We start from the raw sequence: 26,397 nt of genomic DNA, 5'->3' as shown, positions 1-26,397 counted from the left end.
TAGATCCTTCGTGACAGTTACTGTCTCAAAATCCGCAAATATGTCTCCATTGTATACGATTTTTCTGATAATCGCAATTATCTTTCGTATTATTTATTTTTATTTTTCATATTGGTTTCATTATATTTCGGGTATCAGCGCATCTGAAAAGATTTCCCCCTGAGAGGGACTCCGGCAAGCTCCGCAAGCCTTTTGATCCCGGAATCTGCTATGGATACCGCACTCTCCACATGATTGAAATCTGTGGCACTGTAATCAAACAGGATATTTCCCTGAGCTTCAAACTCCTCGTCCCGCTCCCAGAAGAAGAATCTCATAGGCATACAGTCAAAGGCCCTGATCTCATATCCCACATCACCCTGGGGCAGTTCCCTTCCGTCAAGCTTGTGAAACGCTTCCCTCAGTTCCTTTTCATGACCGGAAAATGTAGCACCGAACACATCCGTCTCTCCGATCTGATACGCCGGCGCAAATGGTCTTGCATTCCTGAGATCAGCAAAAGGGACCCACTTATCCATAATAAAAGCCCCCTCTTTCGCATACCCCAGAAGCGTATAAATATTCAGCATCTCCGTAGTATCCGGTTCTCTCTGTCCATCCAGGCTCCGGATACTGCCGTCTTCCAGACTCACCCCATATTTTCTTCCGAAATGAATGATCGTGAGAAACCCGTTTTCTTCCTTCAGTTCCGGCACCCGTTTATGCAGATCTGCCTGGTCCATCTTCAAAAAGCGTTGTGCCCACTCTTCACATAGTTTTACATAGTTGGACATTCTTTCTTCTTTCATCCTGTCTTCTCCTGTCTGATATCGATATTCTTCCTCCGCTGTATTCCGGACTTTTTTTACAGAATACACTGCTTTCACATTTTCCGCAAGAATCTTCGCCGATGTATCCGAAATCCGGATATTTCCAATGTTACTTTTTTTCAGCATCCCGGAACCTTCTTAAACGTTTCTTTTTTCGACAGATCCTCCGGCAATTTTTCCAAATTCGTCTAATTTTTTAACATAAAAATAACGTTTTTTTGCACAAAAAACTGGATTTTCTTTTTTAAAAGGTGTATAATATTAACAAAGTTTATTGTTTTTATGGTTAAAGACACCTGGCAGTAAACAAGAAATGAAAGTGAGGATTCGCCATGAAACAAAACAGTATGTTAGCAATGATCCTGGCCGGTGGAAGAGGAAGTCGTCTTCACGAATTGACGAATAAAGTTGCCAAGCCAGCCGTTGGTTATGGTGGTAAATACCGTATCGTGGATTTTCCGCTCAGTAACTGTGCCAACAGCGGCATTGATGTCGTAGGTGTACTGACACAGTATGAATCAGTTTTACTGAACAGCTATGTAGCAGCCGGTGGCCGCTGGGGCCTTGATGCCAAGGACAGCGGAGTTTATGTACTTCCTCCACGTGAGAAGGCTGATGCCGGTCTGGATGTATACCGTGGAACAGCTGATGCGATCTCTCAGAATATTGATTTCATCGACTCACAGAACCCGGAATACCTTCTGATCCTTTCCGGTGACCATATCTATAAGATGAATTATGCAAAGATGCTTGATGACCATATCCAGCATAAGGCAGATGCGACTATTGCAGTTATTGAGGTTCCCATGAAGGAAGCCAGTCGTTTCGGTATCATGAACACCGGTGAAGATGACCGCATCGTGGAATTTGAAGAGAAACCGGAACACCCGAAGAGCAATCTTGCCTCCATGGGTATCTACATATTTAACTGGAAGCTTCTGCGCAAGCTCCTGCTGGCAGATATCAAGAATCCGGATTCCAACCACGATTTCGGTAAAGACATCATCCCTACACTCCTTGCACAGGACAAAGCACTCTACGCCTACAAGTTCAAAGGCTACTGGAAGGATGTAGGAACCATCGATTCCCTCTGGGAAGCAAACATGGATCTTCTCAGTCCAAACAGTGAACTGGATCTTAACGATCCTACCTGGAAAATCTACACTGAGGATGCTACCTCTCTTCCACAGTATATCTGTGATACCGCTGTGATCAACACTGCTTTCATTACTCAGGGCTGTGTTGTAGAAGGTGAGATCACCAACTCCGTACTTTTCACAGGCGTCAAGGTCGGTCCTGGTGCCAAGATCATCGACAGTGTCCTGATGCCGGGTGTTGTTGTTGAAGCAGGTGCCGTTGTCCAGCGTGCTCTCGTTGCAGACGGAGTCGTGATCGGTACCAATGCTCGTGTCGGTTCCAAGGACAGTGAGCACATCGAACTTGTATCAAAACGTGTAAAGGGGGCTGAGTAATATGTTTAAAGCATTTGGAATCGTGAATTCCTCAGAAAGAAATATCCATGTGGAGGGGCTTCAGGACTACCGTGCGATCGGCGCCTTTTCATTTCTCGGAAGATATCGTGTCATCGACTTCCCGATCTCAAATATGACCAACAGCGGAATTGAGTACATTCAGGTCTATGTAAAGAACAAACCCCGTTCTCTTGTAGAACATCTCGGAACCGGACGTCACTACAACATCAACTCCAAGAGCGGTAATCTCCAACTCCTCTTTTCAGAGCATTTCGGAGTCAACGATATCTATAACACCGATATCGACAACTACTACTCCAATCTGGAGTGCATCGAAGCAGTTCATTATCCGTATGTTGTTATCGCTCCGAATTACATGATCTACACCACCGACTATTCCAAGCTGATCGATGCCCATATCGAATCCGGTGCAGATGTGACCATGCTTTATCATTCCGTTGATAATGCCAAGGAGAACTATCTGAACTGCCACATCCTGAACCTGAACCGTCAGAAGGGTGTTCTCTCCATTGAGCACAACCACGGCAATGCAAAGAACCGCAACATTTTCATGGATACCTACGTAATGAGCAAGGAGCTTTTCATCAGCCTCATCCATAAGGCAAAAGAGATTTCCTCTCTTTATACCCTTGCAGACGTGATCAATGCCGGCTGCAGAGACGGTGAGCTGGATGTGCGTGGTATATCTCATCGCGGATATTTTGCATCGATCACTGATTTCAAGAGCTATCACGATGCAAATATGGATCTGATCGACTACAAAACTGCAACCGATCTTTTCCATGATAACTGGCCGATCTATACACGCACCAATAACTCCTGCCCGACCCATTATTTTGACACAGCTAATGTTTCCAACTCCGTTATCTCCAACGGCTCCATGATCGAGGGAACTGTAGAGAATTCCATTGTCGGACGTGGCTGTACCATCAAAAAGGGCGCTGTTATCAAGAACTGTGTAGTTCTTGCAGACTGCACCATCGGTGAGAATGTCCATATCGAAAATCTGGTCGTAGACAAGCATGCCAAGATCACACATGCCAAGGAGATCATCCGTCCTGCGGATGAGCCTGGCTACATCAAACGTAACGATACACTGTAATATTCATATATAATAAGGCCTCCGGTTCCTGTGTTACGAACCGGAGGCCTTATTTATCTCTGTACTCAGCTAAGCATATGGATTCATCATTTCAGAACAGACTGGATCCATTTCAACGCATTCTCTTTATTCTTCACATTACCCGGAAGGCAGATGCACACCGGATCATATCTCAGGCCAAATTCCTCTGCAACACTACTGCTGCCGTCAAGCTCCAGATGCTGATCATCCACAGCGCCCAGAGACTCAAACACCTCATCTCCAAACGTTTCCCTGAGATTTGCATACATTCCGCTATCTTTCTCATGTTCATAGAGTTCCTTCGGCATGATCAGGACATCAACGGTAGCACTCTGGATTTCCGTCACATATGCGATCCTGGCATAGTAATCAAAATCCTCTCCTGTCTCGTCCGTCATCAGATTCTGCGCCACACTGACTTCTGCATATTTATCCTCTGTTCCCAGTGTCTTCAAAACATCCTCTTCCACCTTCTCAGAGTCATAATTCCCTGCATTCACCACCGCAATGGAAAGCACCGTCTTCATCTGTGCGTGACGATAAATATTCACTCCCAGACAGACTCCGCCAATGGCAAGAAGCACGCACAGCATATGTATCTTATAATACATCCAGATATACTGAATCTTCTTACCTGTTCCCATTCCCTTCAGTTTCTCTCTTTCGATCCGGCGGCGTTCCTTCTTCGTCAGATCAGTTTCGTTGGGCATCTCCGGATTCAGTACACTCTCATCGTGTCCGTCACTGCCGGCCTCCGCTCTGTTTTGTAAATCCATAAAAATCTCCTTTTTCTTTCATGTCTCAGTATTTCTTACCCTGAAGCGGGATATTCCAGTCGCTTTCCCCTCATCCTCCGGGTGGGTGCTGTGACTTATCAATAAAGGATATTTTAGCATATTTTGGTACAAAATCACAGCGCATAAATATGAAAATACCATAAACTCTTCTATTTCCGGCAGATCTTCATTCCATATCCATACATTACCGCCACAGCAGTCACAAGAACACAGACCATCACCGGTCTCATCCACAGATATAAAAGATTTTTCTCAATTCCAGCTGCCACAGCCACATCCTTCAGGATATCAGCCACGCAGAGATGGAACAGATAAATAAAAAACGCATATTTCTGACCGATGGCTGCCGGAAGCTCGGGCACTTTCCGATTCTTTCCCATGATCGCAATGAGAAAAAGACCAACAGCCATAAATACTGACCCCAGAAACAATTCCAGTTTGCCAAAATACCGGTATTCCAGCAGACTTGCGATCCCGCCGCCAGCTACCATGCCATACAAAAGAAGCACTTTTTTTCCGGCAAACCAGGCTTCCAGCTTTTCCTGATGTCTGTGTATCAGATGTCCCAACATAAAAAACGGAAATCCGGTAAACAGATAGTTTCGAAACTGCATAACACGGAAATGCTTTTCCGGGAACAGGAAGATTGAAAATTCCTCCATTCCGAAATGGATCAGAAGAAGCACCGGTATCAGAACATATGCCTGCTTACAGAGCCGAAATCTTGCTGCCAGGGCAAAAAGAAGATAACAATAGAGCAGTGCCGGGAGAAACCACAGATGCCATTTCACCTGAGAGCTGTTATTATATAGAAGAAACTGGCGGATATGTTCCCCCGAAACCAGTGCTTCCAGCCATTCCTTCTGGCTTGCTCCGTCGATGTGGTTCTGGATCAGCTCCCACAGACAGCAGACCGGAAATGCCACAAGCATCAGCCTCAGAACATGCCGGATCTTTTTTCCGGTTCTTATAAATTCCGTATCATCGCCACGGAAACAAAAATATCCGGATACCATAAAAAACACAGGTACTGCAAATCTGGCAAGTACATTGGCTATAATTCCGGCATTTCCCGGAAAATGGACATGAAGAAGCACAACTGCATAAGCACAGATCGCCTTTACCATATCCAGAGTACGGTTTCGCATAAAAATTACTCCTTTTTTATCGAACGCTTATCCCGGAAATATGATTCCGGGGTTTCCTTTTTTTCGAAACGATATACTAGCAAACCAGCAGAATTTTGTCAATGCTGTTTTTCTCCTGTGCGGTTTACTCTTATACGTTTTTCTCTTGTACGGCTTCCGGATCTGAATTATAATTCTTTTATGACTTCTATTGCAGGATGTTTATTATTTCCTCAGAAAGGATTTTATTTTTTATGAAAAAAGACGGCTACTATTCTTCCGGCGAATTTGCACGCATGGCACATGTAACTCTGCGTACTGTCCGCTATTATGATAAACAGGATATCCTGAAACCCTCTCTCGTTACCGAATCCGGCGCACGTTTTTATACAGACGAGGATTTTGCAAGGCTTCAGCAGATCCTCCTTCTGAAATATCTGGGCTTTTCCCTGGATGACATCCGTGAAATGACCATCGGTGATTCCGATTATCACTTCATGCTGAATTCTCTGAATATCCAGCTTCGTCTGGTCCGTGACCGGATCGAACAAATGCAGCTGGTGGAAAAAGCGATCCAGGATACCGCACAGGTGATAAAGGAACAGCACACCATTGACTGGAGCCAGATGCTGAACCTGATCCACCTGACCGGCATGGAAAAAAGCCTCAAGAATCAGTATCAGAATGCCACCAACATTTCCTCCAGGATCAACCTCCACAGCCTGTACTCCCAGAACAAACAGGGATGGTTTCCCTGGATCTTTGAGCAATGCCGGATCTCACCCGGTCTTCGTATTCTGGAGCTGGGCTGCGGGGACGGAACGTTATGGACCGACAACCTTTCCCTTCTGCCGGAGGATATCTCCATCACACTTTCCGATATTTCCAGCGGTATGCTCCGCGATGCCAGACGAGCCATCGGTTCCTCGGATACCCGGTTTGCATTCCGGGCCTTTGACTGCCGAAAAATCCCCTGCAAGGACGAAAGCTTTGATCTGGTGATCGCCAATCACGTGCTTTTTTACTGCGATGATATTCCCTCTGTCCTGAAGGAAGTCCGCCGTGTCCTCGCTCCCGGCGGAAGATTTCTCTGCAGTGCTTACGGAAAGGCACATATGCAGGAGGTCAGCCAGCTGGTGCAGGATTTTGATGAACGGATCGTGCTTTCCGCAGACCGGCTTTATGAACGGTTCGGACGTGAAAACGGCCAGAGTATCCTGGCGCCTTTTTTCCCAAAGGCTCAGTGGCTTTCTTATGAAGACTGCCTTCTGGTCCAGGATGCGGAGCCGCTGATCTCCTACGTCCTCTCCTGCCACGGCAACCAGAATCAGTATATATTGGACCGTTACAAGGAATTCCGGGCCTACACCGCCAGAAAAACTGCCAAAGGATTCCGCATTACCAAGGATGCCGGCGTATTTCTTTGTGAAAAATAGCCAAAAATAAAAAATATGAAAAAAGCTCTTGAAGGTGACCTTGCGTCACCTTTTATAATACAGTTACAGTAACAAAGTTATGTGCAGGCACGACTTATGCTGCACATCATCACGCAAAGGAGAAAACATATGAAAGGAATTATTTTAGCCGGAGGCTCCGGAACACGTCTTTACCCGCTTACCATGGTGACCTCCAAACAGCTTCTGCCGATCTTTGACAAACCGATGATCTACTATCCTATGTCTGTTCTTATGAACGCAGGCATCCGTGATATCCTGATCATCTCCACCCCACAGGATACCCCGAGATTTGAGGAGCTTCTCGGTGACGGCCATCAGTTCGGTGTCAACCTTACCTACGCTGTACAGCCAAGCCCGGACGGACTTGCTCAGGCATTTATCATCGGCGAGGAATTCATCGGCAACGACACCGTATGTATGGTCCTTGGTGACAACATTTTCGCAGGACATGGCCTCAAAAAGCGCCTGAAAGCTGCTGTAGACAACGCAGAAACAGGCAAAGGTGCCACTGTTTTCGGATACTATGTAGATGATCCGGAGCGTTTCGGCATCGTGGAATTCGACCAGAACGGAAAAGCTGTTTCCATTGAAGAGAAACCGGAAAAGCCCAAAAGCAACTACTGTGTAACCGGTCTCTACTTCTACGACAACAAGGTTGTAGAGTACGCAAAAAATCTGAAGCCAAGCGCAAGAGGCGAGCTTGAGATCACAGACCTGAACCGTATCTACCTTGAGAAGGGACAGCTGAACGTTGAGCTTCTGGGCCAGGGCTTCACATGGCTGGATACCGGTACACACGAAAGCCTTGTAGAGGCAACCAACTTCGTAAAAACCATGGAGCAGCATCAGCACCGCAAGATCGCATGCCTTGAGGAGATTGCTTACTTAAACGGCTGGATCACAAAGGAGGACGTGCTCAAGGTTTACGAAATCCTTAAGAAAAACCAGTACGGTCAGTATCTCAAGGATGTTCTGGACGGAAAATATCTGGACGCTCTTCACTGAGCCGATCTGTTTTTTAACACTGTATTTACCGGCGGGCTCCGTTCCGACGGAATCCGCATAAGATCAATCATTCATATTATAAAGGAGATTTTTTATGACAATCATTGTTACCGGCGGTGCCGGATTTATCGGAAGCAACTTTATTTTTCATATGATGGAGGCTCATCCGGACTATCGTATCGTATGCCTGGACTGCCTGACTTACGCAGGAAACCTTTCCACTCTTGCACCGGTTATGGACAAACCGAACTTCCGCTTTGTAAAGGAGAGCATCACAGACCGTGACGCTGTTTACAAGCTTTTTGAGGAAGAGCATCCGGACATCGTGGTAAACTTCGCAGCTGAGAGCCACGTAGACCGTTCCATCGAAAACCCGGAGGTATTCCTTGACACCAACATCAAGGGTACTGCTGTTCTCATGGATGCCTGCCGTAAATACGGAATCCAGCGTTATCATCAGGTTTCCACAGATGAGGTTTACGGAGATCTTCCTCTTGACAGACCGGACCTCTTCTTCACAGAGGAAACTCCGATCCATACAAGCAGCCCGTACAGCTCCTCCAAAGCAGGTGCTGACCTTCTTGTTCTCGCATACCACAGAACCTACGGCCTGCCTGTGACCATCAGCCGCTGCTCCAACAACTACGGCCCGTATCACTTCCCGGAAAAGCTGATCCCGCTGATGATCGCCAACGCTCTGAACGACAAACCACTCCCGGTTTACGGAAAGGGTGAAAATGTCCGCGACTGGCTCTATGTTGAGGATCACTGCCGTGCCATCGACCTGATCATCCACAAAGGACGTGTAGGCGAGGTTTACAATGTAGGCGGACATAACGAGATGAAAAACATCGATATCGTAAAACTGATCTGCAAGGAGCTTGGCAAACCGGAAAGCCTGATCACACATGTAGCAGACCGTAAAGGCCATGACATGCGCTACGCTATCGACCCGACCAAGATCCACAACGAGCTTGGATGGCTTCCTGAAACAAAATTCGCAGACGGAATCAAAAAGACCATCAAATGGTACCTTGACAACAAGGAATGGTGGGAAACCATCATCTCCGGTGAGTATCAGAACTACTACGAAAAAATGTATGGAAACCGCGAGGAGGTTAAAGCATGAGATTTTTCGTAACAGGTGTTGGCGGCCAGCTTGGCCATGACGTAATGAATGAACTGTCCGGCCGTGGACATGAAGGCGTAGGAAGTGACATTGCTCCTTCCTACAGCGGCATCGCTGATGGTACTCCTGTTACCACCATGCCTTATGTGCAGCTTGATATCACAGATAAAGAAGCGGTAGCAAAAACCATCCGTGAGGTAAAGCCTGATGCAGTGGTACACTGTGCCGCATGGACAGCCGTAGACGCTGCAGAGGACGAGGAAAACCGTGAAAAGGTACGTCTTGTCAATGTTGTAGGAACACAGAACATTGCGGACATCTGCAAGGAGCTTGGCATCAAGATGATGTATATTTCCACAGACTACGTTTTTGACGGCCAGGGAACCACACCATGGGATCCGGACTGCAAGGACTACGCTCCACAGAACGTATACGGTCAGACCAAGCTTGACGGTGAACTGGCAGTATCCGGCACTGTAGATAAATTCTTTATCGTACGTATTGCATGGGTATTCGGCAAAAACGGCAAGAACTTTATCCGTACTATGGTAAATCTGGGAAAAACCCATGACAAGCTTACCGTAGTCAGTGACCAGATTGGAACTCCGACCTACACCTACGACCTTGCACGTCTTCTGGTAGACATGGTCGAGACAGAGAAATACGGCTACTATCACGCAACCAACGAAGGCGGCTTCATCAGCTGGTATGATTTCACTAAAGAGATCTTCCGCCAGGCTGCTGCCCTCGGCCACAAGGAATACGAAAAAGTAGAGGTATCTCCTGTCACAACTGCAGAGTACGGCGTTTCCAAGGCTGTACGTCCATTCAACAGCCGCCTGGATAAATCCAAGCTTGTAAAAAACGGCTTCCAGCCACTTCCAACATGGCAGGATGCCCTGGAAAGATATCTGAAAGAGATCCTGTAAAAAAAATCCATCGGTGATCGCCGGTGGATTTTTTTCGTTCTGTTTCTCATGAAAAAACAGCCGGTGGAAAGTTTTACGCTTCCCCGGCTGTTCTTATGCTAAAATTTAATAATTTTATCTTACTGCTGTGCAACAGTTCCGTCTGCACTCTGGGCATCTGCTGTGCCATTCTGTGTGGCATCTGCAGTCTCACCCTGCGCTTCTGCTGTACTTCCCTCTGCAGCTGCCTGTGCATCATTATCCGTAGCTACTGCCGCTGATGTTGCACTGTCTGCCTCCTCCTGTGAAACAGTCTCACCGTCACGAACCTTCTTCATCATGGTCTCTGCCTTCTGAACAGTAGACTCATCCGGAATCATAACGTAAGCCTTCTGGCTCATGGAGTACGGCTTCTGTGTGTCACCGGTACCATTTACACTGTAGCTTACGATATTCCAGTCGCCACCGTTGTTCAGCTGCTGCTGGAGCAGTCTGGCGATCTCCTCATAGGAGATATTGGTCTCAAAGCATCCCTGGATGCTGGAAAGGACAGAAGAATAATTCTTCAGAAGCTCCGGTGAAAGAGCCTTGTTGATCACACCCTTGATCACTGCCATCTGGTTCTTGCCACGCTGACGGTCGCCCTCTTTAAAGGCATAACGCTCACGGCTGAATACCAGAGCCTGCTCACCGTTCAGGTAGTTCTCTCCCTGATTGAAGTGATATCCTGTCTCATTCTTGGAATCAAAGTCATAGTCAGAATAAACGGTAACTCCGCCAAGCGCATCGATCAGCTGCTCAAATCCCGCAAAGTTGATACGGAAATAATAGTTGATATCCTCATTATAAAGCATTCCCAGAGTATCCATACATACATTGATACCATAGATACCTGCATGTGTCAGCTTATCTCTCTGTCCGCCTGAAATAGAAAGCGGTACAAAATAATCACGAGGTGTAGAAACCAGAAGCACCTGTCTGGTAGCTGTATTTACCGTAGCAATGATATTGGAATCGCTTCGGCTCTTTGCAACAAGGCCGCTGCGGCTGTCGATACCACTGATAAAAATGGTATATACAGAACCGTCATTGGTATTCTCTTCAGCCTTCGCCTCTGTCTCCTGCGGCTCAATGGTCGTCTCCACCTTCTTCACAGTCAGCTCTCTGATCCTGGAAGAAATATCGGAATATCCATCCATCTCTTCAATAACGCTTAAATATGCGCTGTTCAGCACGATCGCACCTGTCTGTCCGTTCAGAAGACCGTCAACCAGCTCTGTAAGTCCTGCAAACTCCTGGACCTGCACAGTCTTGCCTGTCTCGGAATCCACCTCCTGGATAGCCTTGTCAGAATTAGCTCTGTCAAGATCTGTCAGCACACCATACACATAATCTGCTGTAGCCCCTATGGAATCTGCAGAATCATCTGCACGGACATAAATGCCGACCTCCGTAACCTCTGTGTTCACACCGGAAATCCCTGCCAGTGTGGAATGTGTCTTATAAACATACATACTTCCGAGAATGAATACTGCTGCAAAGACTGCTGCAAGGATCACTCCCACTACAAATCTTATCTTACCATCCGTACTCCATACAAGCGCTCCGACGATCACGACCAGAACCAGCATTACCAGTCCGATCACTGCAATGAACTTCGTCGGGATCACCTTCATATTCAGAAGCATGACCGCAAATACGATCGCTGTGATCAGAACCACAAGCGTCACGATCAGCCCTGGGATATGTTTTCCCATTTTTCTCATATGCAATCCTCCATTTTTGCTGGTACAGAAAATATTCCATATGGACACTCTCTGTACAGATTCAAATATCCTAATCATTTTACGCTTTTTTACTGATAAAAGCAAGAAATATCGTAAATCGCCAAATGCAAAAACAGTTCCGTGATATCATGATTCTTTTATGCTCTCACGATGTCACGAAACTGCCGCTAAAATGTTCCTTCTGTAAAATGGATTTCCTTATTCCACGGTAACACTCTTGGCAAGATTTCTCGGCTTATCCACATCCAGACCTTTATTTACACTGACATAGTAACCCAGAAGCTGCAGCGGGATCACTGCCAGAGAAGTTGCAAAATGCGGATCTGTTTTCGGGATATAAACCGTAAAGTCAGCAGTATCCTCGATATTATAGTTTCCAAACGTAGTAAGCCCCATCAGATATGCCCCACGACTTCTGCACTCCACCATATTGCTGACTGTTTTCTCATAAAGCTCCGGCTGTGTCAGGACACCGATCACAAGGGTGCCGTCCTCGATCAGGGAAATGGTGCCATGCTTCAGCTCACCAGCTGCATACGCCTCAGAATGGATGTAGCTGATCTCCTTCATCTTAAGGCTTCCCTCAAGGCTGATGGCATAATCGATCCCTCTTCCGATAAAAAAGATATCCTTTGCATTGGCCTGCTTGGAGGCAAACCACTGAAGCCTTTCCTTATCCTCGATGATCCTGCCGATCTTGTCCGGAAGTGTCTTCAGTTCCTTAATGTAGGACTCACACTGCTCCTCTGAGATCTTTCCGCGGACCAGTGCCATCTGCAATGCCAGCACATAGGAAGCGATCAGCTGTGTACTGTACGCCTTGGTGGTAGCGACCGAGATTTCCGGTCCTGCAAGTGTGTAGAATACATGATCCGCCTCTCTTGCAATGGAAGAACCCACCACATTGACAATAGCCAGCGTGCGGATTCCCTTCTCCTTACATTCCCGAAGTGCAGCCAGACTGTCCGCAGTCTCACCGGACTGACTGATGATCACTGCCAGGCCGTCAGGATCCAGAAGCGGCTTCCGGTAACGGAACTCCGAAGCAAGCTCCACACGCACCGGAAGACCTGCCAGATCCTCGATCACATACTGTGCAGCCATTCCCACATGGTAAGCAGAGCCGCAGGCCACGATATAAACCTGGCTGATGCTGCGGATTCTCTCATCATCCAGACCGATCTCCGTCAGATCCAGCCTGCCCTCCCGGATAACAGAGTTCAGTGTATCTGCAACTGCTTTCGGCTGCTCATGGATCTCCTTCATCATGAAATGCTCAAAACCGGCTTTCTCCGCTGCCTCTGCATCCCACTCAATGACCTTAGGCTCCTTCTCGATCTCCTCACCATCCAGATTGTAGAAAGTGATCTCACCCGGTTTCACACATGCCAGCTCCAGATTTCCGATATAATAAACATTTCTTGTATACTTCAGGATCGCAGGAACATCCGATGCGATATAGGATTCTCCATTCTCCACCCCCAGGATCATAGGGCTGTCTTTTCTCGCTACAAAGATCTCTTCCGGATAATCACGGAACATCATTGCCAGCGCATAGGAACCACGGATACGCACCATGGCATGACGCACTGCCTCAACCGGAGATCCGCCGTATTTCTGGTAGTAATAATCCACCAGCTTCACAGCAATCTCCGTATCTGTGGAAGAATAAAAAGAATATCCCCTGCGGAGGAGCTTCTCCTTCAGCTCCTGGTAATTCTCGATAATGCCGTTATGCACAGCTGCCACATTTCCGTTATCACTGACATGAGGATGGGCATTGACCTCTGATGGTTCTCCATGAGTTGCCCAGCGGGTATGACCGATTCCGCACATACCCGGAACAGATTCACCTGCGTTTGTTTTCTCCAGAAGGACCTTCAGACGCCCCTTCGCCTTAATGATCTCGATATCCTTTTCCCCGTCACGCACTGCGATGCCGGCGGAATCATATCCCCTGTATTCCAGTTTGGAAAGCCCGTCCAGAAGGATGGGTGCTGCCTGATGCCTGCCTGTAAAACCTACAATTCCACACATGATTTTTTTCTCCTCTTATTGCATTTTTATATTCTTCTGACTGCTCCGTTCTTCAGACACCTGCGGTCTGCATCCAGGACATTACTCTGCCACATGCCCTTTCTTACGGACGATCTCAACCACCTGATCCACATATTTTCTGCAAAGCTCCTCGCTCTCTGCCTCTACCATAACACGGAGCAGGGGTTCTGTGCCGGATTCTCTCACCAAGATCCTTCCGGTGTCTCCAAGCGCCTCAGCCACACTCTCTACTGCTGCCTGCACATCCACATCTGCCTGCGCCGCTGCCTTGTCATGGACACGCACATTCTCAAGAACCTGGGGATAGATCGCTAGATCAGCGGTAAGCTCACTGAGCTTTTTCTTCCTTGCCATTATAACTTCCATCATCTTCAGACTTGTAAGGATGCCATCCCCGGTAGATGCATACTTGGAAAAAATAATGTGCCCGGACTGCTCACCACCAATACGGCAACCATTCTGCATCATATATTCATAAACATATTTATCCCCTACTGCCGTCTTCGCATAATCGATATCAAGAGCATCAAAAGCCTTGTAAAGGCCAAAATTGGACATTACCGTGGTTACAACCGTATTGGTGAGAAGCTTTCCGCGCTCCTTCATGTAACGACCGTACACATAGAGGATCGCATCCCCGCTGACCACATTTCCCTTCTCATCCACACAGAGACAGCGGTCCGCATCTCCGTCGTAGGCAAAACCAACATCCAGCCCCTTCTCCACTACAAGCTTCTGAAGACCCTCGATATGGGTGGAACCGGCATTGTTATTGATATTGGTACCATCCGGCTCAGCATTGATCACATAAGTCTTCGCTCCCAGCGCATCAAAAACCGCCTTTGCGATATTCCATGCACTTCCGTTGGCACAGTCCAGACCAATCCTCATTCCCTTAAAGGAATATACTCCCAGGGAGATCAGATATCCTATGTAACGGTTCCGGCCTGCAGAATAATCCACCGTCCTGCCGATTTCACCGCCCTTTGTAAAAGGAATCTCATGCCATTTCTGTCCGAACAGCTGAAGACGGTCATCCAGATAATCCTCCACCAGTGCGATGATCTCCTCTTCCATCTTCTCACCCTGGCCATTGATCAGCTTGATCCCGTTATCATAATAGGGATTATGGCTGGCAGAGATCATAATACCACAGTCAAAGCCATCGGTACGGGCAACATAAGCCACAGACGGCGTTGTTGTCACGTGGAGAAGATAAGCATCCGCTCCGGACGCCACCAGTCCGCCAACCAGCGAATACTCAAACATATAGCTGGAACGTCGGGTATCCTTGCCGATCACGATCCTGGCTGCAGCCGTCTCTCCGGCCCTCCTGCGCAGTTCATTATAATACCATCCCAGAAAACGCCCGATCTTAAATGCATGATCCGCCGTCAACGAAACACCCGCCTCCCCACGGAAGCCATCTGTACCAAAATATTTTCCCATTTCAGTTCTCCTTTGTGTATTAATATTTATAACTTATCTCATATATGGTTGTGTCATACAGGGTTAATCAGAATTGTTCTTATCTTTGATTGATTTTACAACCTCGCAACTTTTCAATATACTTTTGTATATATTCCGAGTGTATCTCGTAATATTCTCCCACATCTGGAAGCATTGATCCCGAAAATGTTTGCGAATCATATTCTTCTACGCCAAGTATATTGCTATTTTCTTCTATAAATGTCTTATAAATTCTTTTACCTAAACGGAAAGTACGTTCCATTGTATTGCGATTTTCCAACATATCCAACAATTCATCAGATTCTATTTTCCGATATATATATATTCCGTTGTAGGAATCATATGTCATAACCAAATATCTATTATTCTTATCATCAATACATACAAAGAGTACAGGTTCTATCCCCACAACCAGTTCCTCTTCTACATATAATTTACCTATTCCCCTGATTTCGTCCCAATATTCTTCTGGCATAGTTCGTCCACCTCTATGATTTTGAATTCATTACTAGCTGAATCAATTTTATCTTCGAATAAATACCAATTATGATGTGTTTTTCCCTCTTGAAAATCTGCTAGTCCATACTGACATTTCATGATTTTCTAGCATGATCTGTATCTCACCCTTATTTTTTCTTATATCGCTGTATATAATTCGTGCTTTCAGAGTAGCACAATACGCTCTATGTGTCTATTGATTTATTTCGACTCCGTTCGACAAACATATCCGCTTTAATTGCGAAGCTCTGAAGCTTTTTCACAAAAATCCTCTTTCCAAAAGCAATAAACTATGTTACCTTGAAAATGGATCAGATGATAAAATAACTCTGATCACATAACAAGATCGAAGGTGGTGAAACCTATGGGTACAAAGGATACCATCACCAAAGATTACATGGCTGACAACCCACAGAGAAGCAAAACAATGGCCCTCCACATCCGGAGAATATCTCACCGGCTTCTACAAAGATGACCGGCTGATTCCGGTCATCACCGTAGTCGTATACTTCGGCTCCGATACCTGGAAAGCTCCCAGGAGCCTCCACGAAATGCTCTCTGTCCAGGACCCCGAAATTCTTTCTCTGGTCCCAGATTACCGGATCAATCTCTTCTCACCTGCCGAGATAAAGGATGAAGAACTTAATAAACTTCAGAGTAATCTAAGAGAAGTCATGCTCTTCATCAAATATGCCAAAGATAAACGGAAACTTAAAGAGCTCACATTCGAGAACTCCAGTTTCCAGTCACTCGAGCTCAAAGCAGCCCGGGTCATTGACTCCATAACCGGTATCAACTTACGTTTCACAGAAACAGAAAGGAGCGTTAATATGTGTCAGGCTGTTCAGGAAATGTGCGATGACGCACGCGCAGAAGGTCATGCCCAAGGCCTTCAGGACCAAGCTTTACTCACTGCGCAACGCATGCTGCAGGATCCCAGGTTCTCCCCGGAGGATATCAGCAGATTCTCAGGGGTGCCACTGGAGGATGTTTTGAAATTGCGGGAGAAATGATGAGTTTTCTGTGATTTCCTTTTGTATGCAGTGCTTCCTGTTACCACTATTATTATCAACTCTAATATGCAAGTAAATCCTTGTTGCTATAAATGAGATGTCATGTCATTTCATTTTATCTAACAAGAGATAATTAATATTCGCACTTACTACAGAATGCCCAGGAAGTAAAAGCGCTTCCTAGGCATTATTTTTCTCAAAAAATGTCCATATAACTTTATTTCTCATTAATATAAGACACATTCCATATACAATACACGATAATAGAATAGACAATACTAACGTTGCAATACTTGAAAGAGAAAAATGTTTTACAAATTTACAACTCAGCCATATACCAATGCATCCAACACAAACCGTACAAATATTATATGCTACGCCTGCATTAAGTCGAACAATTTTCCGTCCAACATAAACACAAACAATCATCATTATAGCTTCTGCAACTATAGTTGAAAAAGCCACTGCATTTTCTCTCCAAAATGGAATACAAACAAAATTTATTGCAATATTTGCTAATGCACTAACCAAGGTTGCTATAAGCACGATTTTTTCCTTACGCGCCGGAATTAATACACACTGATTATATATCCATCCAAAAATACAAAATATAAGCGCTATACTTAATAATTTCAATGAATTTGTAGCTTTTATATATTCTTTTCCAGAAATCAATAATACGACTTCTTTGCTTAATAATATCAATCCTGTAACCGAAGGAAGCACCAACATAACCAGGACATTAAAAATCTGAGTTAAAATATTTTTATATTCTTCTATCCTTTTTTGTCCCATTAACAATGATAATCGTGGAATTGTAACAATCAGAATAGCAGCCAACATCTGTTTTACGATCCTATATATTTTTGAGGAAACAGAATATATGCCTACCTCGAAATCTGTTCCCATAAATCCTAACATGGTCGTATCGGAATTAATATAAATAGTTGTTGCAACTGTAGATGCAAAAATAATCATAATAGGTTTCAGATGTCTCTTCAATGCCAAACCCATATCAAATTTTAACAAACAGTACTTTTTAGCATGAATAAAATTCAATATATTAGATCCTGCATTTGCAAATACTGTTATTCCTGCATATACAATATAGTCATCAGGTTTTTTAACAAGCAAAAACAGCAAGATAATTGAAATTACTTTAAATACAATACTTCGAATCGTTATGTACACGTATTCCTCATATATAGAATAAATCCATTCTGTTCCAATCGTTGTAAAAAGAATTTCAATACTGAACACAGCAATTATCACAGCATAATCTTTAAATTTAGGAACAGCTGCAACTGTAAACACTAATAAAATATAAGCTGTTATTGTTGATATAATATTAATTGTAAATATTTCATTAGCAAATATACTGAACTTTTTTTTATCATCCCGAAATTTTGTTCCTTCTCTAACTGCATATGTCGATATACCCAATGCGGCAATCAGTAAAAAATATTGAATAACTGATAATGCAAAATTATATTTTCCTACATTTTCAACAGAAAGAACTCTGGAAATATATGGAAACGTAATTAATGGAAATAATGTATTCAAAACTGTTCTTATACCATTTAATAGTGCATTAAGACCAAGTGACTTTTTTTTCATATTTCTAACTATTCCTCTTAACTTTAAATTACAATTTTATGCTTAGATTTGGAAGTCAAATAAGCTAATCCCCAAATTATTATTATCGGCGCCCAAAATTCTGGATATAATAATCTTCCAACAAATGCATCAAATGTTGATCGCGGTGCCTGAAATAAAGAATTTAACATAAATAGACCAACTGCTATCTTCCAAACATTTTTGCCATCAGATATAATTTGGGATAATACTCTAAAAGTCAAGCCGTAAATAATATTTCCTATGAATACACCTATATATCCATAATCAATATACAGTTCTTCAAAGTAACAGGAACCGTAACCAGTACCAATTGCATACCCATATGAATTTGCATAGTAGGACACAAAATCTGCTAAATATGTTCCATGTAAAGCAGTACTTAATGATTGATTTCCAAAAGAAAAATCTAAATCCAAATTAAATAAGCTATTAAATGGACTATTTTGTAGCCATCTCAATATATTATATAAAGAATAGTGCGCTTCAGAATCCAAATTATTTTTATATAACTCAGCATACTTTACTGCATTTACAGATGTACCTTGTCTTACAAAAAAGCCTACAATAGGAGAATAATCATTTGCTTGCCCTACATAATTATTAGATCTAATATATTCAAATAAATACATTGCTCCCATAAGTATTGGAACACATAAACATATTGCCCAAATACCTTTTTTTCCAATCCAAGGTTTTTCACCTGGTCTTATTTTATTTCTACACATTGCATATGCAAAAATAATAAGTAAACTTGTAATAAAATTTACTCTTCGTCCCGTTCCTAAAGATAAAAATGCATATAAAATATATAACATTATTGGAACTTTAGCATCCTTTTTTTCTGGTAATGTTGCCAAAAATACATAAAATGCTGTCGGCGCAAAATATCCAATCTGTCGTACATACCATGGTATTCTACTTGAATATGAAATGTAATACGATGTATAACCATAACGTCTTACATATAAAACAACGTCTATAACTGTTAATATCCAAAATACATAACAGCCGTAAAACATTCCTTTACTAATTTGGATTATATTATTCATATAACCTTTTTTATTTTTATATTCAATTTTAGGTATATTATTTTTAATTTTGATTCTTTTTCTTGCTACGCCAAAATATCCTACACATAGTCCTACAAGGCTGATAAAAATACACACATCCATATGTTTCTCTATTACATCTGGAAAATTATAATAATAAACTTTCATAAAACGATTCAAAATCTGCCCACACAATAAAAATGTAAAGAAACATACAAGAAATGAAAACATAAATATGTTTTCATCTATATTTTTTACAGTAAGATAAAAAAAGCAAATAAAAATAGCCGCATTTAGTGCTAATATTCCATTTGTATTTCCTATTCCAAAAACAATAACAGATATAATGGAAAATATAATCAATAGTATTATATTATAATATACTTTGTTGCCTGTTTTTGAATCCATCTTTATTTTCCTTTCCTTTTATATAATTCACATATTTGTTTAATATGTATAATTCCAAAATAGATTCTATATTGATATAAAATACTCTTCATTTTATTTCTATTACTCATATATTTTCTATTTTCTTTATTGCCTGCAAATATCCATGGTTTCTCCGAATATAATTTTTTCTTAATTATCTTTTTTTCTTTTTTACTCAAATCACACTGTATATTTCCAATATAACAATCGTATATTTTTTTTAGTTCATCCAGAATATGAATACTAAATGCAGATCTCATTGGTTCACTTTCCAAATTTATTTGTTCTCTAATACAAGGCAACTCTTTTTTTATATTATAAAGCATTTTGGGATTGTACTTATGATTTGCTGAATTGCTATTCACATAATATAAATACCATATTCTTTCTACAAGCATTATTTTTTTACACTTATCTAACAGTTGGAGATTCCATACTATGTCTTCTCCCATTTTCAACTCAGTATTAAACAAAATGTTTTCAGCTATCTCTTTTTTTATCAATCTTGTCCACGGTCCTCGTCCATAGTATCCTTTCATATTTCCAAAATATTTTAATTCTCCAACTGAATTACATTTAAAACTCTCTTTTTCTATATCTGATATAATTCTATAATTTATAGGAATTCTTTTTTGCTTTACTTCATTGAATTCTTCATTATCTAATAACGTATTTCCTCCAATAAGAAAATCTACATTTTCTTTTTCACATAAATGTACCGCTTCTGAAAAAAAATATGGTACTAATACATCATCCGCATCTACAAATGTAAGGTATTTTCCTTTAGAATGTTTAATGCCTTCATTCCTTGCAGCGGATACTCCTAAATTGCTTTGTGTTATAACTTTTATTCGTTCATCAAGTCGAGCAATGTCTCTTATTTCGCTTCGAAACGTCTCTTCGCTTCCGTCATCAATTAAGAGTATCTCATAGTTCATATATTCTTGATTTAATACACTTAAAATGCATCTCTGCAAGATTTCTTTTTCTACGTTATAGCATGGAACAATTACACTTAAAAACATTTTTTTATCCTCAATTACTTATTTCATTTATAAATTTCTGATAGTTGTAGTCTGCATTAAATTTTTTATTCCAAAAACATCTAGCATCATCTCTGTTTTTTCTATATTGGTATGAATCTAATTTGCAAAAATCCGTTATTTTTTTAGCCAATTCATTTGCCGTTATATTCTGAGATAATAAAACCCCATTTTCTTTATCACTAATTATCTCCTTCGTTCCCCCTGCATCTGTTGCGATGCACGGAATTCCAAAAGATGTTGCTTCCATAATTGATACAGGAATTCCTTCTGATGAACTTACATTCACGAACACATAGTAATTTTTATTCTGATATTGTTTCATTAATTCTGTGTTACTGACATTTCCTTTAAATTCATACTGAATATTATCTCTCAGTTTGTCTTTTGCCATTTTTTTTATTTCATCCATTAAAATTCCATCCCCATAATGTGTCCACTTAATCGGGATAGCCTTAATTTGAGATAACGCATTTATCAATAAATCCAGTCTTTTTACCTTTGTCACTGTAGAACAGCTGACAATTTCATAACATTTATCATTGAAAAGATACTCCTTTTCTCCATGATCTATTGTTCCTAAGAATCTGGTATGCACTTTCTGTTTATATTGAGGAAATCTTTTTCTCAGATAATCGGTACCATGATCTGAACACGGATATATATTATCAATTTTTGAAAGAATTCCCTCTCTCATTGGTATATAATTCCCTTTATGTTCTTCTTCATAAAGATCATACCGATGTGCCCTGCTTACAATCTTACTGTTCAATTTCCATTTCTTTTTTAATAACATTGCCACATATGGCTGATATTCAAAACGATATGAATAAAATATTGACTCTTTATTCACATGTCCTTTCATTTTTTTATCTATTAAATCTGCTTCATAATGAGAACGACTGAAATAAACAAACATGTTTACAAAATTTCGCACAGATAATCTACGTGATTTCACCAGACGTGCAAATTCTTTATATAAATTAATATCTGCCAGAGTCCTGAAACTATATAATAAATAGGTCTTATTTGACGCTTTCATAATTGGAATTACTTTCACATTGTTTCCAACAGTTCTTTTTCTTTTTAAGTGTTCTTTTCTAATCTGTAATGCAAAAATATATACTTCGTCAAAGTCATCATAATATTTTATTTCTGTTTCCAAATAAGGCTCCCAATCTCCATAAGGAAAGGAATTTGTAAGCAAATACAGCGTTTTCATTAATCTTCCTCTTCTATCTTTTCTTAAAATCGTATACAGCTGGCCATTTATAATTTTTATAAACAGCCAGCTATACTGCAGTTCTCCTATTTGAGTTTTATTTCAATATTACTCATGATTTTATTGATTTTTGCTCTACACTCATCCAATGTAGAGTCTTTTACAATAATCTGGCCAATACAATCTGCTGAAAATACAAATTTTCGAATCTGATCTCCTGGTTTTTTAAAGAATGTTATTTCCAGAATATCTTCATCCATTTCTCCGGTATATTTGATATCTTCTAGGGTTCCACTTTCTTCTGTTGAAAGAATCATTCGTGCCAATCCTGCCGTTGTTTTGGAATTTCTCTTTCCCCAATACTCCAACGGATTTTCTCCAACAGCCATTGCTGCGATCATTTTGTAATATTCGATTCCAAAGTTTATCTCCACCAGCTCTGGAAGACAGTTTGCGCCTACACGTCCGGTAAGCTCTATGACATAGACTTTATTATCCCGGAGAATCAAATCCACATTTACTGCACAGTTATTTAATCCCAATGCTTTGATTGCACTTTTTACTGCTATTTCTGTCTGTTTGTGAATATCTTCATCACAGTCAAGCGGAACATAATGGCCTACCGGTACTGCCGTATGGCTCATATAAGTTTCGTCACCATGCGGCATTACAAAAAGTACTTCATTGTTATAGACAAATGCCTGTGCACCAAACTCCCATCCTTCTATGAACTCTTCTACAATACAATAAGATCTTTTTGTTAGTCCCATTGCTGCATGAAATCCGTCATAGGCATCTTTTTCTGTTTTTGCTATGTAAATTCCATTACTTCCCTGAAGATCTGTGGCTTTGATAATTACAGGCAACTTTATTTTATCCAATGCATTTTTTAATTCCTCTTCACTGGAAATTTCAAAATACTGTGCTGTACTTACACCGTATTCCATAAATGCCTTTTTCATTTTTGACTTATCATTACACATGATGGCAGCTTTTTCCTGAAGTCCTGTTAATCCTAAAGAATCACAAGTTTTTCCAAGAGCTGAAATTCCTGTATCCAGACAGCAAGTGGCCACTCCGTCCAATTTAAGCTTCGCTGCTTTTTTAGCAACCTCATCAGGATCTGCGATATTCATAAAGCACACTTCATCTGCCAGAGGAATTCCCGGAGGATTATTATCAGGCATGGTTCCTGCAATTGTTGTGATTCCCATCTCTTTTGCTGCTTTATACAGTCCGATCTGTCCTCTTCCAGCACCTAATACTAAAAGTCTTTTTCCTTCAACACCCATTATTTCTTCTCCCTTCTAATTTGTATAAACATTTTTTCTGCATACTACAGTTTCAATTGTTTTAAAAAAAATCTTCAGATCACCCAGAAATGTTACTTTCTGTGCATATTTTGCATCCAGAGCCAATTTGTCTTCCTGTGAAATATTATTTCGATAATAGGCCTGTGTATACCCTGTAATGCCTGGTTTTACTTTTAAACGATCTTTTCTTTTCTGGTCATACTCAGACAATGGTCTGTCTGTTGTTACTGGCCTTGGTCCGATCCAGCTCATGTCTCCTTTCAGAATATTAAACACCTGCGGTAGCTCATCAACTGAAATTTTTCTCATTAGCTTTCCGATTTTTGTTACTCTTGGATCATCTGCACTGTTAAAAGTTGAATTATCCTTATTTCTAATATCTGGCGCATTTACCTTCATGGAACGAAGCTTATACATATTAAAGATTGTCCCGTCTTTTCCCCTTCTCTTTGCCAGATAAAAAATCGTTCCCCTGTCCTCTAGCCAGATCAATGTCCCAAAAATAATACAGACTACTAATACGATTGGCAGTGCAATGACTGCAAATATAACATCCAAACCTCTTTTTATGTATCTTTCATACATGAATTTATACTTCCCTTACTCCATTTCTATTTCTATTAAATCCAGCGCTTTTTCACATATTTCTACAGCCACTTCAGCTGTATCTGCCTGAGCGATTACAAAACCGCTGCGATCTCCACTGCTCTTTATGCCATTCATTTTTTCCCCGATTCCATGTACAACATAAATCTGTTTTACGCCTGGAATCTTTCTGGCTTCTTCAAGTCCCCTGATATCTCTGATGAAACCTTGCTCAACTCTAAAATATCTTATAGCAGATGCTTTATGAAACTTAGGCTTTAAGTCTGCAGTTTCACCAAGTGCAATTCGTATACAACTTTCAACCATATCTACACCTGTAGAAAGAGGCGTAAGATAAGTCGTAATATTGTCTCCTCCCAGCCGTGCTCCAAGCTCTACAACTTTAGGTCCATCCTTCGTTATTTTGATTTCTGTATGGGATGGTCCATTTGAAATACCGATTGCGTGATTCGCTGCAATAGCCACCTTCGCTATCTGCTTCTTTATTTCTTCTGTATGACCTGATGGCTGTGAATGTCCCATTTCTACAAAATATGGTGCATCTGTTGTCAGCTTATCTGTAATCTGAATAACATGGCATACGCCGTTGACACTTAAAGTTTCTACACTTACCTCTGGCCCTTCCATATACTCTTCAACCATGAGATCTCCGGACCTTGAAGATTCCTTACTGTAGTTATAAGCCTTTTCCACAGTTTCACTGTCATAATCTTTAAGCAGATCGATTCCCCTGCTTCCCGAATTATCTGCCGGTTTTATAATACATCGATAACCTGCTTCTTTTATTTTTTCTACTGCTTCCAGATATTCTTCTTTAGTAGATACTTTGTAAAATACAGGAATTGGAACACCTGCTTTTTTCAGTGCCTTCCGCATTTCCGCTTTATTTGTTGCTTTCACAGCTGTCTCTGCACTAATTCCGATCAAATTCATTTCCTTTGCCACTGCTGCCACTGCTCTCATTGGCATATCTGTAGCAAGTGTCATGATTCCATCAATAGAATGTCTTTTTGCAGCTTTCACTATCTCAGGTATATCAATCGTGCTTATGATTTCTTTTTCGATTCCTTCTGTCTGAAAGCCTACTGCGTCCGGATTCATATCGACAACTACAACTTCCAGCCCCATTTCCTTTGCCTTTTTTATCGCTGGAAGCTGTAATATACTTGCTCCCAAAATCATAATTTTTTTCATTTAATATATTCCTTCACAATCCCACAATACATCTCAATCACATACTCCACTTCCTCATCCGTCAATTTCGTATGCAGCGGCAATGTGATCTCATTTTCAAATCGCTTATAAGCATTCGGGTAATCCTTAATGTCAAATCCCATATTTTTATAAGCAGTCATCATTGGCAGTGGTTTGTAATGTACGTTGCAGGCAACGCCTTTTTCTGCCATTTTGACGATGATCTCGTGTCTCTGCTCCAGAGTGATTCCCGGAATTCTGGTGATGTACAGGTGTCCGGAGGACTGATGCTCTTCGTTGTAATGATCCAGTACTTCGATGCCAAGTGGTTTAAATGCTGCATCATATCTGCTGATGATTTCTTTTCTTCTTGCAAGCAAAGCTTTATACCGTTTCATCTGCGCCAGTCCGATTCCGGCAACTACATCGGTCATATTACATTTAAACCAAGGTCCGATGATGTCATACTCCCATGCTCCAAGCTGCGTTTTGGCAAGGGCATCCTTTGACTGACCATGAAGTGATAACAGCTGATACTGATGATAGATTTCTTCACTATCAATTCCTTCGATATCTCTCCATGCCACAGCGCCGCCTTCTGCTGTTGTAAAGTTTTTCACTGCATGGAAGCTGAAGTTTGAAAAATCCGCAATGCTTCCCACTGGTTTTCCATGCCAGGTTGCACCAAATGCATGTGCTGCATCTGCCATTACAATGACTCTTCCAATTGCTTCCTGAAGCTTATTGTCTGGATGAAAAAGCTTCTTTTTCTCTTCTACGATAGAGAAAATCCTGTCATAGTCGCATGGCACTCCGCCAAGGTCCACCGGAATGATCACTTTTGTTTTTTCTGTAATAGCTTCTGCCAGCTTGTTATAATCCATTTCCAGAGAATCTTTCTGTGTATCAATCAAAACAAGTTTTGCACCGACATGACACACCACAGATGCACTTGCAGTATAGGTGTAAGCACATGTGATCACTTCATCTCCTTCACCAATTCCCAGAAGACGTAATGTCATTTCCGCACATGCTGTCTGTGAATTCAGGCAGACTGCACGGCTGATACCACACAGATCTGCCACTTCTCTTTCCAGTTCCTTGGTTTTCGGTCCGGTGGTGATCCATCCGGATCTTAAAGCTTCTGCTACCTGTTCGATTTCTGCCTCTGTAATATCTGGCGGTGAAAATGGGATTTTCATTTTTTCAACACTCCTTCGTTTTCGTAT

Annotated in this window: 22 protein-coding genes; 7 read left to right on the top strand and 15 right to left on the bottom strand. The window is 41.8% G+C overall.

Translation table 11 applies throughout. The features are described from left to right. Positions 1-134: 134 nt before the first annotated feature. On the bottom strand, positions 135-935 hold the full coding sequence (locus tag DWX61_RS11195; protein WP_227752292.1) for a DUF3786 domain-containing protein: 801 nt from the start codon (positions 933-935) through the stop codon (positions 135-137). A 206-nt stretch (positions 936-1,141) separates the two neighbouring features. Between DWX61_RS11195 and DWX61_RS11190 the strand changes: the two genes are divergently transcribed. Both DWX61_RS11190 and glgD read left to right on the top strand, forming a co-directional pair. Beyond that, positions 1,142-2,281, top strand: coding sequence for a glucose-1-phosphate adenylyltransferase (locus DWX61_RS11190; protein ID WP_059086314.1), 1,140 nt, complete (start codon positions 1,142-1,144; stop codon positions 2,279-2,281). 1 nt (position 2,282) lies between these two features. Further along, positions 2,283-3,404 carry a glucose-1-phosphate adenylyltransferase subunit GlgD gene (gene glgD, locus DWX61_RS11185; protein ID WP_118514924.1) on the top strand — a complete coding sequence of 374 codons (1,122 nt, stop codon included), beginning with the start codon at positions 2,283-2,285 and terminating at the stop codon, positions 3,402-3,404. A gap of 86 nt (positions 3,405-3,490) precedes the next feature. Here glgD and DWX61_RS11180 read toward each other — a convergent pair whose 3' ends face one another. Then, on the bottom strand, positions 3,491-4,201 hold the full coding sequence (locus DWX61_RS11180) for a hypothetical protein (protein ID WP_118514926.1): 711 nt from the start codon (positions 4,199-4,201) through the stop codon (positions 3,491-3,493). A gap of 170 nt (positions 4,202-4,371) precedes the next feature. Then, positions 4,372-5,370, bottom strand: coding sequence for an acyltransferase (locus tag DWX61_RS11175; RefSeq protein WP_118514928.1), 999 nt, complete (start codon positions 5,368-5,370; stop codon positions 4,372-4,374). A 233-nt stretch (positions 5,371-5,603) separates the two neighbouring features. On the opposite strand from DWX61_RS11175, the gene DWX61_RS11170 reads away from it, so the two are divergent. The 4 genes from DWX61_RS11170 (at position 5,604) to rfbD (ending at position 9,869) form a co-directional block, all read left to right on the top strand. Further along, on the top strand, positions 5,604-6,785 hold the full coding sequence (locus DWX61_RS11170) for a MerR family transcriptional regulator (protein ID WP_118514930.1): 1,182 nt from the start codon (positions 5,604-5,606) through the stop codon (positions 6,783-6,785). 129 nt (positions 6,786-6,914) lie between these two features. Next, positions 6,915-7,811 (top strand): glucose-1-phosphate thymidylyltransferase RfbA, encoded by an 897-nt coding sequence (gene rfbA, locus DWX61_RS11165; RefSeq protein WP_015525711.1) that lies wholly within the window; start codon positions 6,915-6,917, stop codon positions 7,809-7,811. 94 nt (positions 7,812-7,905) lie between these two features. Continuing rightward, on the top strand, positions 7,906-8,940 hold the full coding sequence (gene rfbB / locus DWX61_RS11160) for a dTDP-glucose 4,6-dehydratase (protein ID WP_015525710.1): 1,035 nt from the start codon (positions 7,906-7,908) through the stop codon (positions 8,938-8,940). Further along, a complete protein-coding gene (rfbD, locus tag DWX61_RS11155) occupies positions 8,937-9,869 on the top strand; it encodes a dTDP-4-dehydrorhamnose reductase (protein WP_092069245.1) in 933 nt (310 codons plus the stop codon). The genes rfbB and rfbD overlap by 4 nt, the downstream gene beginning before the upstream one ends. 119 nt (positions 9,870-9,988) lie before the next feature. Here the strand turns inward: rfbD and DWX61_RS11150 are convergent, their stop codons facing one another. The 4 genes from DWX61_RS11150 to DWX61_RS11135 form a co-directional block, all read right to left on the bottom strand. Next, on the bottom strand, positions 9,989-11,614 hold the full coding sequence (locus tag DWX61_RS11150) for an LCP family protein (RefSeq protein ID WP_118625333.1): 1,626 nt from the start codon (positions 11,612-11,614) through the stop codon (positions 9,989-9,991). 219 nt (positions 11,615-11,833) lie between these two features. Further along, positions 11,834-13,672 carry a glutamine--fructose-6-phosphate transaminase (isomerizing) gene (glmS, locus tag DWX61_RS11145; protein WP_118625331.1) on the bottom strand — a complete coding sequence of 613 codons (1,839 nt, stop codon included), beginning with the start codon at positions 13,670-13,672 and terminating at the stop codon, positions 11,834-11,836. 81 nt (positions 13,673-13,753) lie between these two features. Next, positions 13,754-15,142: a phosphoglucosamine mutase gene (gene glmM, locus DWX61_RS11140; RefSeq protein WP_118514940.1), complete on the bottom strand. Its 1,389-nt coding sequence runs from the start codon at positions 15,140-15,142 to the stop codon at positions 13,754-13,756. Between the two features lie 79 nt (positions 15,143-15,221). Further along, positions 15,222-15,638: a hypothetical protein gene (locus tag DWX61_RS11135; RefSeq protein ID WP_118514942.1), complete on the bottom strand. Its 417-nt coding sequence runs from the start codon at positions 15,636-15,638 to the stop codon at positions 15,222-15,224. Between the two features lie 400 nt (positions 15,639-16,038). On the opposite strand from DWX61_RS11135, the gene DWX61_RS11130 reads away from it, so the two are divergent. After that, positions 16,039-16,674, top strand: coding sequence for an Rpn family recombination-promoting nuclease/putative transposase (locus tag DWX61_RS11130; RefSeq protein WP_353652875.1), 636 nt, complete (start codon positions 16,039-16,041; stop codon positions 16,672-16,674). A 180-nt stretch (positions 16,675-16,854) separates the two neighbouring features. Here the strand turns inward: DWX61_RS11130 and DWX61_RS11125 are convergent, their stop codons facing one another. The 8 genes from DWX61_RS11125 to DWX61_RS11090 form a co-directional block, all read right to left on the bottom strand. Then, positions 16,855-18,291: a flippase gene (locus DWX61_RS11125; RefSeq protein ID WP_118514944.1), complete on the bottom strand. Its 1,437-nt coding sequence runs from the start codon at positions 18,289-18,291 to the stop codon at positions 16,855-16,857. A 23-nt stretch (positions 18,292-18,314) separates the two neighbouring features. After that, on the bottom strand, positions 18,315-19,769 hold the full coding sequence (locus DWX61_RS11120; protein ID WP_118514946.1) for an O-antigen polysaccharide polymerase Wzy family protein: 1,455 nt from the start codon (positions 19,767-19,769) through the stop codon (positions 18,315-18,317). A gap of 2 nt (positions 19,770-19,771) precedes the next feature. Further along, positions 19,772-20,815 (bottom strand): glycosyltransferase family 2 protein, encoded by a 1,044-nt coding sequence (locus DWX61_RS11115; RefSeq protein ID WP_118514948.1) that lies wholly within the window; start codon positions 20,813-20,815, stop codon positions 19,772-19,774. Between the two features lie 10 nt (positions 20,816-20,825). Then, a complete protein-coding gene (locus tag DWX61_RS11110; protein WP_118514950.1) occupies positions 20,826-22,055 on the bottom strand; it encodes a glycosyltransferase in 1,230 nt (409 codons plus the stop codon). Between the two features lie 86 nt (positions 22,056-22,141). Then, positions 22,142-23,347: an ATP-grasp domain-containing protein gene (locus DWX61_RS11105; RefSeq protein ID WP_118514952.1), complete on the bottom strand. Its 1,206-nt coding sequence runs from the start codon at positions 23,345-23,347 to the stop codon at positions 22,142-22,144. A 15-nt stretch (positions 23,348-23,362) separates the two neighbouring features. Continuing rightward, the gene (locus DWX61_RS11100; protein WP_015525697.1) at positions 23,363-23,953 is read right to left on the bottom strand and encodes a sugar transferase; all 591 of its coding nucleotides are present in this window, start codon (positions 23,951-23,953) and stop codon (positions 23,363-23,365) included. Positions 23,954-23,968: 15 nt separating this feature from the next. Beyond that, on the bottom strand, positions 23,969-25,168 hold the full coding sequence (locus tag DWX61_RS11095) for an ATP-grasp domain-containing protein (RefSeq protein ID WP_118514954.1): 1,200 nt from the start codon (positions 25,166-25,168) through the stop codon (positions 23,969-23,971). Further along, the gene (locus tag DWX61_RS11090) at positions 25,165-26,370 is read right to left on the bottom strand and encodes a DegT/DnrJ/EryC1/StrS family aminotransferase (RefSeq protein WP_118514956.1); all 1,206 of its coding nucleotides are present in this window, start codon (positions 26,368-26,370) and stop codon (positions 25,165-25,167) included. The genes DWX61_RS11095 and DWX61_RS11090 overlap by 4 nt, the downstream gene beginning before the upstream one ends. Positions 26,371-26,397: the final 27 nt, after the last annotated feature.

Origin of the sequence: Ruminococcus sp. AF20-12LB (assembly GCF_003478985.1) — a bacterium.
Lineage (GTDB): Bacteria > Bacillota > Clostridia > Lachnospirales > Lachnospiraceae > Blautia_A.
This window is presented reverse-complemented; position numbering and strand designations above follow the sequence as displayed.